The organism is Clostridium sp. 19966, assembly GCF_032335695.1.
Taxonomy (GTDB): domain Bacteria; phylum Bacillota; class Clostridia; order Clostridiales; family Clostridiaceae; genus JACTOJ01.
In genome coordinates this window covers 146,422-160,963 of record NZ_JACTOJ010000006.1, presented here as the reverse complement: position 1 = coordinate 160,963, position 14,542 = coordinate 146,422, and the positions used below count along the sequence as shown (strand labels likewise).

General features: G+C 34.0%; 18 protein-coding genes. All 18 read left to right on the top strand.

Annotation, left to right across the window (positions count from 1 at the left end):
* The first annotated feature begins 182 nt into the window (after positions 1–182).
* The 18 genes from IAI10_RS08365 to fliP all read left to right on the top strand — a co-directional run bounded on the left by IAI10_RS08365 (position 183) and on the right by fliP (position 14,532).
* Positions 183–494 carry a hypothetical protein gene (locus IAI10_RS08365; protein ID WP_315672848.1) on the top strand — a complete coding sequence of 104 codons (312 nt, stop codon included), beginning with the start codon at positions 183–185 and terminating at the stop codon, positions 492–494.
* Between the two features lie 86 nt (positions 495–580).
* Positions 581–1,447 carry a flagellin gene (locus tag IAI10_RS08360; RefSeq protein ID WP_315672847.1) on the top strand — a complete coding sequence of 289 codons (867 nt, stop codon included), beginning with the start codon at positions 581–583 and terminating at the stop codon, positions 1,445–1,447.
* A gap of 511 nt (positions 1,448–1,958) precedes the next feature.
* Positions 1,959–2,363, top strand: a complete 405-nt coding sequence (gene flgB, locus IAI10_RS08355) for a flagellar basal body rod protein FlgB (RefSeq protein ID WP_315672846.1) — start codon at positions 1,959–1,961, stop codon at positions 2,361–2,363.
* A 5-nt stretch (positions 2,364–2,368) separates the two neighbouring features.
* Positions 2,369–2,797: a flagellar basal body rod protein FlgC gene (gene flgC, locus IAI10_RS08350; protein WP_315672845.1), complete on the top strand. Its 429-nt coding sequence runs from the start codon at positions 2,369–2,371 to the stop codon at positions 2,795–2,797.
* 11 nt (positions 2,798–2,808) lie between these two features.
* Positions 2,809–3,123: a flagellar hook-basal body complex protein FliE gene (gene fliE / locus IAI10_RS08345; protein WP_315672844.1), complete on the top strand. Its 315-nt coding sequence runs from the start codon at positions 2,809–2,811 to the stop codon at positions 3,121–3,123.
* Positions 3,124–3,142: 19 nt separating this feature from the next.
* Positions 3,143–4,723 carry a flagellar basal-body MS-ring/collar protein FliF gene (gene fliF, locus IAI10_RS08340; RefSeq protein WP_315672843.1) on the top strand — a complete coding sequence of 527 codons (1,581 nt, stop codon included), beginning with the start codon at positions 3,143–3,145 and terminating at the stop codon, positions 4,721–4,723.
* A gap of 5 nt (positions 4,724–4,728) precedes the next feature.
* Entirely contained in the window at positions 4,729–5,745 is a 1,017-nt protein-coding gene (gene fliG / locus IAI10_RS08335) for a flagellar motor switch protein FliG (RefSeq protein ID WP_315672842.1), read from the top strand.
* Entirely contained in the window at positions 5,729–6,472 is a 744-nt protein-coding gene (locus IAI10_RS08330; protein WP_315672841.1) for a FliH/SctL family protein, read from the top strand. The genes fliG and IAI10_RS08330 overlap by 17 nt, the downstream gene beginning before the upstream one ends.
* Positions 6,473–6,497: 25 nt before the next feature.
* Positions 6,498–7,811 carry a flagellar protein export ATPase FliI gene (gene fliI / locus IAI10_RS08325; RefSeq protein WP_315672840.1) on the top strand — a complete coding sequence of 438 codons (1,314 nt, stop codon included), beginning with the start codon at positions 6,498–6,500 and terminating at the stop codon, positions 7,809–7,811.
* A 16-nt stretch (positions 7,812–7,827) separates the two neighbouring features.
* Positions 7,828–8,271, top strand: coding sequence for a flagellar export protein FliJ (gene fliJ, locus IAI10_RS08320; protein ID WP_315672839.1), 444 nt, complete (start codon positions 7,828–7,830; stop codon positions 8,269–8,271).
* Positions 8,271–9,758, top strand: a complete 1,488-nt coding sequence (locus IAI10_RS08315; protein ID WP_315672838.1) for a flagellar hook-length control protein FliK — start codon at positions 8,271–8,273, stop codon at positions 9,756–9,758. The genes fliJ and IAI10_RS08315 overlap by 1 nt, the downstream gene beginning before the upstream one ends.
* Before the next feature lie 13 nt (positions 9,759–9,771).
* Positions 9,772–10,431 (top strand): flagellar hook capping FlgD N-terminal domain-containing protein, encoded by a 660-nt coding sequence (locus IAI10_RS08310; RefSeq protein WP_315672837.1) that lies wholly within the window; start codon positions 9,772–9,774, stop codon positions 10,429–10,431.
* A gap of 8 nt (positions 10,432–10,439) precedes the next feature.
* The gene (locus tag IAI10_RS08305; RefSeq protein ID WP_315672836.1) at positions 10,440–10,820 is read left to right on the top strand and encodes a TIGR02530 family flagellar biosynthesis protein; all 381 of its coding nucleotides are present in this window, start codon (positions 10,440–10,442) and stop codon (positions 10,818–10,820) included.
* 96 nt (positions 10,821–10,916) lie between these two features.
* On the top strand, positions 10,917–12,614 hold the full coding sequence (locus IAI10_RS08300; protein WP_315672835.1) for a flagellar hook-basal body complex protein: 1,698 nt from the start codon (positions 10,917–10,919) through the stop codon (positions 12,612–12,614).
* A 103-nt stretch (positions 12,615–12,717) separates the two neighbouring features.
* A complete protein-coding gene (locus tag IAI10_RS08295; RefSeq protein ID WP_315672834.1) occupies positions 12,718–12,903 on the top strand; it encodes a flagellar FlbD family protein in 186 nt (61 codons plus the stop codon).
* A 16-nt stretch (positions 12,904–12,919) separates the two neighbouring features.
* Positions 12,920–13,402 carry a flagellar basal body-associated FliL family protein gene (fliL, locus tag IAI10_RS08290; RefSeq protein ID WP_315672833.1) on the top strand — a complete coding sequence of 161 codons (483 nt, stop codon included), beginning with the start codon at positions 12,920–12,922 and terminating at the stop codon, positions 13,400–13,402.
* Positions 13,403–13,411: 9 nt separating this feature from the next.
* Positions 13,412–13,765 carry a flagellar biosynthetic protein FliO gene (gene fliO / locus IAI10_RS08285; RefSeq protein ID WP_315672832.1) on the top strand — a complete coding sequence of 118 codons (354 nt, stop codon included), beginning with the start codon at positions 13,412–13,414 and terminating at the stop codon, positions 13,763–13,765.
* Entirely contained in the window at positions 13,762–14,532 is a 771-nt protein-coding gene (fliP, locus tag IAI10_RS08280; RefSeq protein ID WP_315672831.1) for a flagellar type III secretion system pore protein FliP, read from the top strand. The genes fliO and fliP overlap by 4 nt, the downstream gene beginning before the upstream one ends.
* The last annotated feature ends 10 nt before the right edge of the window (positions 14,533–14,542 follow it).

The following is a 14,542-nucleotide window of genomic DNA, read 5'->3' as shown; positions in this document are numbered from 1 at the left end:
ATGTGCAGTGAATAGTGTTCTCAGCCATAGAAAAGCCTTTACACTTATCTTGATTTAAAATTTTAAGAGCAGCTGAGTTGATATAGAACTGTTAGTATATGCTACTATATTTGAATTTCAATAGCATTAGTAAACAATATGTGCTAAGCTTAAAATGATAATATTATTAGCAAGGGGAAAATATGAGAACAGAGAAAGTATTGATTAAAAAGGAAAGTCTTAATGAAATAAATTTAAAATTAGAGCAGCTTAAATTGCTAACTCAAAATAAAGATGCATTTATTTTGATTGATGAGGTAATGGAAATTATTAACAAGCAAATTAAATTGCAGAATATTTCATTGGAAGAAATGATAAAATATAAAATGAATGAAACAAGACATTCAAATCCAGAATTACATTTTAAACTCTATAAACTTTACCGTAAATTAGTGGATAATAAAATAACAGAAGAAGAAGCTCTGGATGCATATAAAATATATTTATATGAATAAAAATTAATTCTTTAACATGAGTGTAAAGTTTATGGTTTAAGCTTCGATAATCAAATTAGTTGAGTAATTTAAACGAGGTGACGAAATTGAGAATAAATCCTAATATGGCATCTTTAAATATTTATATAAATCAAAGGGCAAATGAAAAACAAATGAATTTATCCATTGGAAGAATATCCAGCGGAGTTACTGTATCCAGTGCAAAAGATAATCCTAATGCCATGGCAATTAGTGAAAAAATGCAGATGCAGATACGAGGACTTCAGATGGCTTGTAATAATATGCAGGATGGTATAAGTATGCTTCAATCCTCTGAGGGGGCGCTTGACAGTGTTACTGAATCGCTTCAAAGAATAAGACAGCTTTCTATTCAAGCTTCTAGTGCGGATACAAACACTTCGGATAAACAAATAATCCAAAATGAGATAAACCAAAATATTGAGGGTATAGATAATTACATAAAAGGAAACAGCTTCAATGGCGTAAATGTATTATACGATTCTTCTGTAACCGATAATAATTCTCCTACACTTCTTCATATGACTTCTGGAGCTAATATAGGAGATAAGATAGATATTCCTCAATATAATTTATCATCTAGCATGCTGGGTGGTGACGCAGTCGGAGAAAAGCTTACAGATATCGATGTTACAGTGGCTGGTGGAACGAATAAAGCTTTGGATATAGTGGATAAGGCTGTTTCAACTGTAACTTCTGTTAGAGCTAATTATGGAGCTATAGAAAACAGGTTTCAAAGCCAATATGATAATTTGACAACTATTTCTGATGTTATACAAAAATCTCAGAGCGGTCTTACAGATACGGATATTGCAGCTGAGTATGCAGAGTACTCGAAAGCTTCCATATTAGAGCAGTCAGGTACAGCCATGATGGCACAGAGTAACAAGTTTCCTCAAGAAGTATTAAATATCTTGGGTGGCATGAGAAGATAACAATAAGAAAGAATCAAGCAAATTTAAATTAATTCATTTAAATATATAAAAATCGATTTCGGATGAGCCCTATAGGGCTTATTTTTTTATGTAAAATTATTATTTTATAAATAATATAATCATGTAAAATTTAAAATCAAAACTAAAGGGTATAATATCAATAATAGGAAAAATATGTAATGATATTACATAAAAATGAAGAAAAAATAAAAAAGTATATCCATTAAACTAAAATATGACAAATAAAATCGGAAAATACAAATTCAATTTTTCTAAAACTGTAGAAAAAAATTTTTTTATGACCTATAATAATATTATATAAATAATAATAGGGATATATAAGTTCAACAGGATATTTTTGCGTTAAGTTTAATTTATTATTAGAAAAATTAAAAAAAAATCAAAAATAAAGTAAATTATTATTAAAACTATGTACAAAAAATATAATTTAATGTAATATTAAATTATATTATATTTTTAAATTAATATTGATACAGAATGGAGGGGCAATATGGAGATTAATGCCGCGACCTATGACCAAAAAGTATACAATCTTATAAAAAAGGGATTAGATGCATCTATGACTAGAAGTAATGTTATGGCTAATAATATTGCAAATGTTAATACTAAAGGATATAAAAGATATTATGTGTCCTTTGAAGATGCTTTAAATTCTGCAACAGATAATTTAAAGATGGAAACCAGTGATCCTCTTCATATTAGTGATAGCGACAATGAAGGACAAATTACTATTAAACAGGATACATCAACTAGTATGAATTTAGATGGAAATAACGTGGATGTAGATCAGGAAATGTCAAACTTAGCTGCAAACACATTGTATTATAATGCTCTTGCAACTCAGATTAATTCAGAACTATCAATGTCACGAAGTGTTATTAATGGAGGTAAATAGTATATATGTCAGCATTTAATTCTTTACAAATAAGCAGCAGCGGACTTAGTGCCGAAAGACTTAGAATGGATACAATAGCTTCAAATATAGCAAATGTATCTACCACAAGAGGAGAAGATGGTAAGCCGTATGTGAGAAAAATTGCCGTTTTTCAGGAAAATCTGGATGATGCAATTAGCAAAGATTCAACAGATGGCGATAGACTTAAAGGGGTAAAGGCTGTTGGAATAGCTAATGATCAATCCCCATTAAAAAGGGTTTATGATCCTACTAATCCAGATGCGGATAAAGATGGTTACGTATCAATGCCAAATGTAGACATACTTACAGAGATGGCTGATATGATCTCGTCTACCAGGGCATACGAGGCTAACGTAACTGCTATGACAGCTGAAAAATCAATGTTTTCAAAAGCTTTAGATATAGGTAGATAGGAGGATAACTTATGACGATTGATAATTTGCAGAAAATTTCTTCAATGTCCTTAGGAAATGATTTGACAAGCAGCAAAAGTGATGATTCCAACACAAATGGGGTATCAAGCTTTTTAGATTTATTAAATGAAAAGCTAAATGATGTTAATGATCAACAGATACAAGCTGATCAAAAAACTGAAAGCTTTATAAAAGGTGACTCCTCTATAGATATTCAGGATCTTATGGTAAGCACTGAAGAAGCAAAACAGTCATTACAAATGGCAATTCAGGTTAGGAATAAAATTGTTGAGGCTTATCAAGAATTAGACAAAATGCAGTTGTAGTGAGGAGTGCAGATAAATAATGAATAAGCTATCAGAACTTTTCAACAAAATTAAAGAAAAATTTAAATCCATGAAGACCTCAAGAAAGATAGCTTTAGCTGTAATGTTGGTGGGAGTAATTGTATCTATAATATTACTTGTGAGCTATAACAATGCTAATAAATATGGAGTATTGTTTTCTAATCTATCCTCAGAGGATGGAAGTACAATAACTCAAAAATTAAAAGATGAAAAAATTGATTATAAAGTTGATGGAAATACAATATATGTTCCTAAATCTCAAGTTAGTGAACTTAAGCTAGAGATGTCTCAGAGTCTTACAGATGGAAGTAAGGGATATGAACTTTTAGATAACAGCAGCAGCCTAGGTATGACTGATGCACAGTTTGATTTAAATAAGCAAAGAGCTATTCAAGGTGAGTTAGAGAAAACTATAAAAACCATACCTCAGATTGAATCAGCCAGAGTGCTTATATCACCATCTCAAGATTCTGCTTTTGTTACAGATAAGACTCCAGCAACGGCAGCTGTTTATATAGCACTTAAAACTGGCAATAAGCTTACTGATGCAAATGTAAAATCTATAGTGGCTTTAGTGTCTGCTTCTGTACAAAATCTTCCAAAGGAAAATGTACAAGTTATAGATGATAAATTAAATCTTCTGTCTAAAAATATATCCTCTGATGATACTACAAATTCTGCTGCTTCTAGCGAGACTATAAAAAATAATCAAGATTTAGAGACAAGCTTTGAGAAAAAGCTTGATGATGCAGTAATGGATGTATTAGGGCCAGTGGTTGGCAGCGATAAGGTAAAGGTTAAGGTTAATGCCGACTTGGATTTCGATTCAAAACAGAACTCTACTATTACTTATGATCCAAATGCGGTAGTAGCAAGTTCGCATATAATAAAAGAAACTGATAACAATAACTCAGGCACTACTTCCCAAAGTCCTACCAATAATAATACAAATAGTAATACAACTACTGCTAATAATGGTACTTCAACTACAAACAAAGATGACAGCACAATAAACAACAAGGTTGGAGAATCAGATACAAAAACTATAAGTGCTCCTGGCGAGGTTAAAAGACTTACCGCTTCTGTGGCTATAGATGGTAAATTGGATGCAGCTACAAAAACCAGCATTCAGGATTTAGTGTCTGGAGTGATAGGCTACAATGCGGCAAGAGGCGATGTGCTGAATGTGGTTGGACTTTCCTTTGACCAAACTGCAAAGCAGCAAGCTCAAGCTGAAATACAGGCTATGAAGGCTGCAGATGCAGCGGCTCAAAAAACAGCGCTTTATAGGAATATAGTAATAGGTGCTGTGGCAGGTATCGCTGCAATAACCTTCCTAATTTTATTGCTAAGAAGAAGAAAGAAAGATGAAGAGGAAGAAGAATCTATAGGAGAAGGCCTTAATGTTGTTATAGATGATAATGTGCAGCCTAAGGAAGTCGTTAAATTTGATTCTTTAGATTTGGATGCTAAAACTGAGAAGAGTTTTGTAGAGGATGAAATTAAAAAATATGCCACAAGTAAGCCTGAACAAGTTGCAGATATTGTAAAATCATGGCTGGCAGAAGATGAGAGGTGATATTTATGGCAAAAGAAAATGGAAAACTCTCTGGGGTACAAAAGGCTGCTATACTTTTTATAGCTTTAGGACCTGAAGCTTCTTCTGGCATAATTAAAAAATTTCCGGAATCAGATATACAGAAAATAACCTATGAAATTGCCAATATAACAAGTGTAAAGTCAGAGCAGAGACAGGAAATTCTTGACGAATTTATAGAAATGAATAAGGCTAAAGACTACATTTTGGAAGGTGGCTTGGAGTATGCCAGAAACCTTTTAGGAAAAGCCTTAGGGCCTCAGAAAGCAAAGGACATTTTAGACAAAGTTACAGAGGCCACTCAGCAATATAGACCCTTTGCTATTGCAAGAAAGGCTGATGCACGTCAACTTATGAATGTGATTGCAAATGAGCATCCTCAGACCATTGCCTTAATACTTTGCTATCTTCAAGCAGATAAGGCTGGACAGCTCATTTCAACACTGCCAGAGGATATACAGTCAGATGTAGCTTACAGAATTGCAAGCATGAACAATACATCTCCTTTTGTGGTAAAAGAAATTGAAAAAGTTCTAGATGCTAAGCTTTCCTCAGTAGTGAAGAGCGATATGACCGTTTTAGGCGGAGTAGAAACCTTAGTAGGTATTTTAAACCAAGTTGATAGAACTACTGAAAAGAATATTACAGAGGGCTTGGAAAGAGAAGATGCCGAGCTTGCAGAAAAAATTAAGGAATCTATGTTTGTATTTGAAGATATCGTTACTTTGGATGATGTATCTATTCAGAGAGTGCTTAGAGAAGTTGATGTTAAGGAGCTTTCTATGGCACTTAAAGGCTGTGGTGATGAAGTTCAAAATGTTATATTTAGAAATCAGTCTAAGAGAGCCTCCGCAGCACTTAAGGAAGACATGGAATTCCTTGGTCCTGTAAGGCTTATGGATGTAGAAAAATCTCAACAGAAGATAGTTGCAATAATCAGAAGACTTGATGAAGCTGGAGAAATTGTAATATCGAGAGGTGGAGAAGATGCCATCATCCTATAGAGTTATAAAAAATAATGAAGTTATAAACCAAGGCTCTAAGGGAATCGTCACAGAAAATGCATCAAACATAATAAGGCATTTTCCTCAGGATGACTTATCTTCAGGGCAGCAGGCTCAAAGCTATGAGAATCTTGCTCAAAACATAATAGGAAATGCTAAAAGGGAAGCTGAGGAAATAAGAAATCAAACCATGTATTATGCTCAAGGCATAAAGGAAGAAGCCCTTAAGCAAGGTCAGGAAGAAGGATATCAGGCTGGCTTTTCAAAAGGTTATGAGGAAGCATATACTCAAAACATAGAAATAGCTAAAAAAGAGGCGGAAGCTATAATAAGCAATGCCAATAATTTATTGTTTGCAGCCAAGACGGAATATGAAAATTATCTTCAAGAGAAGCATGATCAAATAATTAAATTGGCAGTTTCTATAGCCCAAAAAGTATTAAAGCGAGAAGTTGAGTCTGATGAAGGAATTAATGAGATGGTATATGCAGCTTTAGAGAATTCAACTAATTCTAAAAGTATTATCATAAAAACTAATTTCGTTCATGTAGACAATATAAAGGCTCAGATACTTGATTGGAAAGAAAGACTTGGTTTAAAAAACGACGTTTTTGTTGTTCCTGATAACAGCATAGCAGAAGGTAATGCTGTAATAGAAAAAAACGATGGAAAAATTGTGATAGGTATCGATACAGCTATGAAGAATATTAAAGATGAAATTTTCTAGCAGAAAACATTAAGGGGTGAAGACTGTGCTTTCAGTTGATTTTGAAGCTTTAGCAGATAAAGTGCATAAGTGCAGAACAGAATATGTTGAAGGCAAAGTAAAAAACATTATAGGGCTCACTATAGAAGTTGAGGGGATAAAAGCTTTTGTTGGAGAATTATGTACCATCTATAATGATAGAGAAGAAGCCATAACCTGCGAAGTGGTTGGCTTTAAAGACTCTAATGTTATGCTTATGCCCTTGGGAGAATTGCGTGGTATTTCTCCAGGCTCTAGAGTAGTGCCTAAAGGTATTTTACTTAGTGTAAAATGCTCAGAGGCTCTTCTTGGAAAAGTGCTAGACGGTTTAGGAAATCAGATAAGCGGTGAAGAACTTAAACAGGGAACCAGGTATTCCATGGATAGGGAGCCGCCGGATCCGCTTAAGCGAAGAAGAATAAAAGAAATTATGCCTACGGGAGTTAGAGCCATAGATGGATTTTTAACCTGTGGCGAGGGCCAGAGAATAGGCATTTTCGCTGGCAGCGGAGTTGGAAAAAGTACTACTCTTGGAATGATTGCAAAATATGCTGAGGCAGATGTAAATGTGATTGCTCTTATAGGCGAAAGAGGAAGAGAAGTTATGGATTTCATAGAGCGTGATTTAGGCGAGGAAGGTATGAAAAAATCAGTAGTGGTATGTGCTACTTCTGATAAACCTGCTCTTGTTAGGCTTAAAGGCGCTTTTACCGCTACAGCTATAGCAGAATACTTTAGGGATCAAGGCAAAAAAGTAATTTTGATGATGGACTCAGTAACAAGATTTGCCATGGCCCAAAGAGAAGTTGGTCTTGCTATAGGAGAACCCCCTGCAACTAAAGGCTATACTCCTTCTGTATTTGCAATGCTGCCAAGGCTTTTAGAAAGATCGGGAATGTCTGATAAGGGCTCTATAACCGCATTTTATACGGTACTGGTAGATGGAGATGATTTCAATGAGCCAATTGCAGATGCTGTAAGAGGCATTTTGGATGGACATATAGTTTTGTCAAGGGATTTAGCCCATAAAAATCATTATCCCGCTATAGATATATCAAATAGCATAAGCAGACTTATGCCGGATATTGCGGCTAATGAACATAAATCAGCGGCCTCCATGGCAAGAGATTTGCTTTCCACATACAACGAGGCTGAAGATCTTATAAATATAGGTGCTTATGTAAAGGGAAGCAATCCTAAAATAGATAAAGCAATAAGGTATCATGAGGATATTATAAATTTTTTAAAGCAGAAGGTTCAGGAAAACACTAAATTTGAACAAGCTATTGATACACTCAGCAAAATGATTCCTGCTAATTAGGGTAGAGGTATATTTAATGGATAATTTTAAATTTCCTTTGGAAAAACTTTTAGATATCAGAAAGAGTAATGAAGAAAAAAGTAAGAGAATATTTTTGGAAGCATCTAGGCAAAAAAAGTTGGTAGAGGATAAAATACTTAACTTGCAGGAAAATTATGATCAATATAAGGTGATTGATCAAACTAAATCTGTAGTGGAAAGAAAAATAGCCAACAATTATCTTTTACTTATGGAGAGCTGTATTGATAAAGCAAAAGAAGAGCTTATCCAGCACGAAAAAAATGTTGAAAAAACTCGTGATGAGCTTAAAGCTAAACAGATAGAGAGAAAGACCGTAGAGATTTTAAAACAAAAAAAATATGATGAATTTAAAAAAGAGCAGGACAGGTTAGAGCAGATTCAAAATGATGAGTTTGCCCTATATTCATATATAAGGGCACATGGAAAGGAGGTGAAATAATGATGAACGCAGTAAATGTTAATGTAGATACCAATATTACAGCTGTTCCTTCCAGTGGAAATACTATCATGAAATCTAGTAGCAAGGCTGATACTACTGGACTGCAGGCAAAAAATGATGCTAATGACAGTAAAGACGAAAGTGTTTTCAGCAAGATACTTAAAGAAAACAAAAAAAATTCTGAGGATGATTCTAAGGATACTACTGATCAGGCTTTGAATGTGATTTTAGCTAGCCTGTTTGGAATTCTTAAAGATAGTGCTTCCCAGGTAAAGCCAAATCAATTGGCTAATGAAAGCAGCAGCCTGAAGACTGCTATGAGCAATGATAACTTGATTCAGCTTAAAAATAACTTTGCTCTAAGTTCACTAGCTGATAAGAGTTCTATTTCTGAGTTAATGTCTAAGTTAGCCGAGGCACTTAAAAGCAGTAAGAGCGACCAAGACAAAGCAGCAGATATAAAATCCATATTAAGCAAGCTGTTTTCTCAAAGTGGTGATACAAAATTTCAAGTTAACATACCAGTTAAACATACAAATAGTACATTTGAAACATCTAAAACTGATATAAATGTCACATCGAAGTCTGACACAAAAGCTGATATGTTAGATAATATTAAGAATAAACTGGATGATTTATTACGTGATTTAAATCAGAATGGAGCATCCACAAAAGTTGATGCAGCTGCCGAAAATAGCGACGATAAAATAACTAAAATAGCAGCAGCACTTGAAAACTTGTACAACAAATTATCTGCTAAAAATAATACTGAGGCTCAAACTAATGATGGAGTTAAACAAGATTTTGCAAGCGGCAATTCTGATTTAAAACTTACTGACAACTCTATTACAAAGGAAAAAACATCTAACGATGCAGGAGAGAACAAAAGCAGTTTAGGTTTTCAGCAGGATAAAGAAGACAGTTTTTTAAAGTCTATAACTAGTGGTAATAGCGATGATGCAACTAAGACCACTAAGCTGAATCTTTATATGAATATGTTTAATCCTGATAAGACAACGGTAAAGACTCAAACCGTAACTGGACAAACACCTGTCATTAATCAAAACACTATGGTAAGCGATGTGGTAAAATCTATAAAGTATATGGAAGCTAATAATCTTAAAGAACTTACCGTTAAAATCAATCCTAAGGATCTTGGAGAAATAGTTATAAAAGTAACTATGGAAGCCGGTAATATGAAGGCTAACATAGATGCAACTAACAAGGATACCTATAATATTTTAAATTCTCATTTTCAGGATTTGAAAGATTCAATGAATAACAGCAGCATTAAAATTCAAGATTTTAATATAGGCTTATATTACGGCGATACTACTTTCTTTAAAGATGGATCCCAGAGACAGCAGCAAGATTTTCAGCAAGGTTTTAATAGCAAAGCTGCAAAAGGCGATTTTTCGGATGAAGCTGTGGAGCCTGTAGAAGAAACTACAAATATTACAGACAATAATATAGACAAATTAGTTTAGAAGGAGGATAAAAATGAGTATAAGCGATATTAGCAACAATGGTCTTGTAACATCAAAGGGCACAAAGATTATAAATTCAAATTCTAGTATGGACAAAAATGCTTTTTTGAAAATACTATCTGCTGAACTTTCTAATCAAGACCCGTCAAACCCAGCGGATTCCACACAATATGTTGCTCAAATGGCTCAATTTACATCTTTGGAACAAATGGCAAACCTAAATAATACGATGACCTTTAATTCTGCTGGTGCATTAGTAGGGAGAATGATTGCTACAAGTGTTACTGATGACAGCGGTAATCCATATATGGGAGTAGTGAAATCTGTAACCCAGCAAAGTGGTGATTCCATACTTAATGTTTTAGTAACAGACAGCAGCGGAAATTCAACTATTAAGCAATTCAATTTTAAAGATGTAACTGATGTAGGTGATTCAGCAAGCAATAATTATATGAATTCCATGTCTCAAAATACACTTTTACTTACGGCAGCGTCACTTATCGGAAAAACTGCTGAATTCAGTGATCAGGATTCGAATAAAAAGAATTATACTGGCGTCATAAAAGGAGTATATGTGGATGGAAGTGTTATAAAGTTAAATATACAGCCTAGTGGCGGCACTGATACTGTAAGTTTGCCATATACTGATATATTAAAAGTATATGAAGCATAGGTGATGTTATGGGATATAGGGTTATAAATGGAGTCTTGTATCCTGTTGGAAATTTTCCAAGCAATAATACTGTAGTTAGCAGTAAGAATAGTGATAAAGCAAGTTTTAAAAATGTGCTTGCAGAGGCAATAGAAAAGGACAATGGATTTACAATATCCAATCATGCAGCTGAAAGATTAAATGGAACAGCTTTTACTGACAGCGATATGAAAAAAATTAATGAAGGTATTAATAAGGCAGAAGAAAAAGGCTGTAAAAATTGCGTGATGCTATATAAGGATGTGGCATTGGTTACAAGCATAGAAAACAGAACTATAATTACTGCAGTGAACGGAGACAGGAGAAAAGATAACTTATTTACAAATGTGGACAGCGTATTGCTACTTTAGATGTCGGACCTAAATAGGGGACAATGCTTTGCGGAACGATGGAAGCATAGCAAAAAGAGTATGCGCTGAAAAATTAAATTATTTAGGAGGAATAAAATGTTAAGAGCAATGTATTCTGGCATAGCCGGTATGAAAGTAAATCAAGAAAAATTAGATGTTATTGGTAACAATATAGCTAACGTAGGCACTACAGCCTTTAAAACCAGCAGAGTAAGATTTCAAGATATGTTAAGTCAAAGTGTTAACAGTGCCATGGCACCATCTGTCAATTTAGGTGGAGTAAATGCGTCTAAGGTTGGACTTGGTGTAACAGTTTCAGGTATAGATGTAATAACTACTCAGGGAAACATGCAGCCTACTAATAGACCTCTCGACGTAGCTATAGATGGTAGTGGATATTTCATGGTGGCTAAAGGACCAACTCAGTTTGGAAGTACAGTTCAGGTAAATCAGCAGCCAGGTACTCACAATATAACTTCTGATTCTTTAACTAAGGCTAATATGTCTATAATGTATTCAAGAGATGGTGCTTTTTCATTGGATGATGAGGGAAACCTATTAAATTCTGATGGATATAGAATATTAGGATATTCACTTACTAACGACAATCCTCTTCAAGACCCTACAGCTAAGGCTCCAAACAATTTAAGCCTCCAAGGCTTTACCTTTAACTTTGGCGCTGGTGCTGGCGTTAATGGATATAAGATTGAGTTAGGAACAGTTTCTCCTGATACGGTTGCCACTGCAAATGTAGATACTACTAATAAAATAATAACTTTGAATGGAGACTTTTCCAAAGCTACAGGAATTACTTCAGATCAGGCAGCTTCAGCAATAAATAAGGCTCTTAGTGCTGCAGGTATAGCTGAAACTGTTACAGTTGCAGGAAAGGTAACTCCTTTAACAACTCCTCCATTGAGTACAACTGCTTTTGTTTCAACTACGCCAGCACCGACTTATACTGCAGGAGGATATACATTTACTATTCCAACAGGAGCTAACGATTTAACAGGTTATTCAGTTGAAGTAGGAAATATAAGTGCAACTGCTACACCACAAGTTACAGTTGATACAAAGTATAATAAAATAATTATTGATGGACATTATCCTTATACTACTACTTCTACTGATGCATTGGGAAATACTGTCACAACAACTCATACACTCCAGCAGGCTATTGATTCCGCTTTGGCTAATAAAGGAATAACTACTACATTAACTGCGGCTGGCGCTGATGGATATGGAACTGGAATTATAACTGCAGGCACTACTGACGGAGGTACACCTGTCCAAAGTATTGAAACAGATGGAGTAATAAACTTTGTTGATGCAACTAAAGATATGAGATCCTATGATGGAACTTTGAAAACACTTAGAATTCCTGACACTGTAAGAGTACCTGGAAGCAATACTTACCTAAAAGTTACATCATTTACAATAGACAAACAAGGAGTTATAACTGCAAAGCTTGAAAATAATACTGTAGCAGCAATTGGACAGATAGCCACAGCTAGCTTTAAAAATCCAGGAGGACTTGAATCTATAGGTGGAGATTTATATTCAAGCTCTGTAAACTCTGGTGAAGCTACATTAAGATCCGGTATAGGTACCACTGGTGAAGACAATAGTGCAGGATATGGAGATTTACTTCAGAATACATTAGAAGCTTCCAATGTGGATCTTGCAGAGCAGTTTACTGATATGATTGAAAGTTCAAGAGCCTTCCAAGCCAGCAGTAAAATGATAAATACTGGTGATGAAATACTTCAAGATATAATAAATCTAAAGAGATAAAGAAATAATAAATGGGGAATACTTGTATTAACTACAGGTGTTCTCTATTAAATTAATAAATTGCCTTAATTTTAGGTTGAAATCTCTAATGTAGGAGGAAATTATGATAAAAGTTACAGCATTAGACGGAAAAGAATTTATACTTAATGCGGATCACATTGAAAAGGTAGAAGATATTCCTGAATGCTTAATTACTCTTACTAACGGTAGAAAATATGTGGTTCAAGGAAATAGTCAGCAAATACTGCATCAGGTTATAGAATACAAGAGAAAGATATATACTGACTAGCGAAGGGAGTATTATTATGAGCGAAAATAAAAAAGAGAAAAAAGAGAAATCAGGCGGAAATTTATTTAAAGTAATAATAGTTGTTTTTTTAGGCTTAATTTTAGCGGGAGGAGCTGGATTTGGAGGCTATATGCTTGGCTTTAAGAAAGCGCCTAGTACTTCTTCAACTGCTTCTGTAGAAAAGACCTCTATTGTAGAAACTTATTTCGATGCAGGTGAATTTACAGTTAATCTTGCGGATAAGGATGAAGATAAGCATTTGCAGGTAACTATAAATTTGGCCTATGATTCTACTAACAAGAAGCTTCCTGATGAGCTTACATCAAAAACTCCAGCTATTAAGGATGCTATAATAAGCACTATCAGACAAAAAACTAAAGATCAATTACAAGGACAAGGTTCAGATGCACTTAAAAAAGATATAATAACCAGCATAAATTCTCTTTTATCAAAGGGCATAGTAACCAGTGTCAGCTTTACTAGTTTTATAATAGATTAAGGAATTATTATGGATATTAACTTGTGGACTATGATCTTAGAAATATTATTTTTTCTTCCTTTTATAATTTTTTTAATACATACAGTTTTAAAATATGGAGGAAATAAATTAGTAAAATTTCAGAATGGAAAAGCTATTAGTATTCTGGAAAGAACAGCTTTGTCTAAAGATAACATTCTTCTTATTGTAAAAGTTGGAGATAAGGGATATTTAATTTCCTCTGCTGCTGGAGAAATAAAAATTTTAAAAGAAATGGAAGAGGACGAACTGCAGAAATTAGAAGTTAAGCAAAATATAGATCAATTTAGTAGCATAAATGAATTTATAGCAAAAATAAAGAAAAAAAGGAAAGATAAGCAATGAGTAAATTAAGACGGTTAGCACTGCTTATTTGTATAATTACAATAGGCTTATTGGCAATAAATAAAACAGCATACGCAGCTCCAGCACAAGTTACTGTGCCAAATGTAAACTTTTCTGTTAATGGAGGAGGAACTACTCCCAAAGATTATGTTAATAATATTCAACTGCTGATTTTATTAACCATATTGTCCATGTTGCCATCAATCATAATTATGATGACAAGTTTTACAAGGATAATTGTAACTTTTTCTTTCCTAAAAGGAGCGCTGGGAGCACAGCAGTCAATACCTAATCAAGTGTTGGTTGGGCTTGCAATTTTTCTTACCATATTTATTATGGCTCCTACATATATTCAGATAAATAATAATGCCATACAACCCTATTTGAATAATAAAATCACTCAGCAGCAAGCTATAGATGAAGGGGCTAAACCGCTTAGAACCTTTATGCTTAAGCAGACTAGGCAAAAGGATTTAAAACTTTTCATTGATATGTCTAATATTAAGGACGCTACAAAAGACAATGTGCCATTATATGTAGTTATACCTGCTTTTGCCATTAGCGAACTGAAAACTGCATTTACCATAGGTTTTCTTTTGTATATACCATTTTTAATTATTGATTTAGTTGTAGCTAGTGTACTTATGTCCATGGGTATGTTCATGCTGCCTCCGTCTATGGTATCACTTCCATTTAAATTAATTTTATTTGTTATGGTAGATGGATGGTACCTGCTTGTTAAGAGCTTAGTATTAAGTTTTTCGTGAGGTGATAATG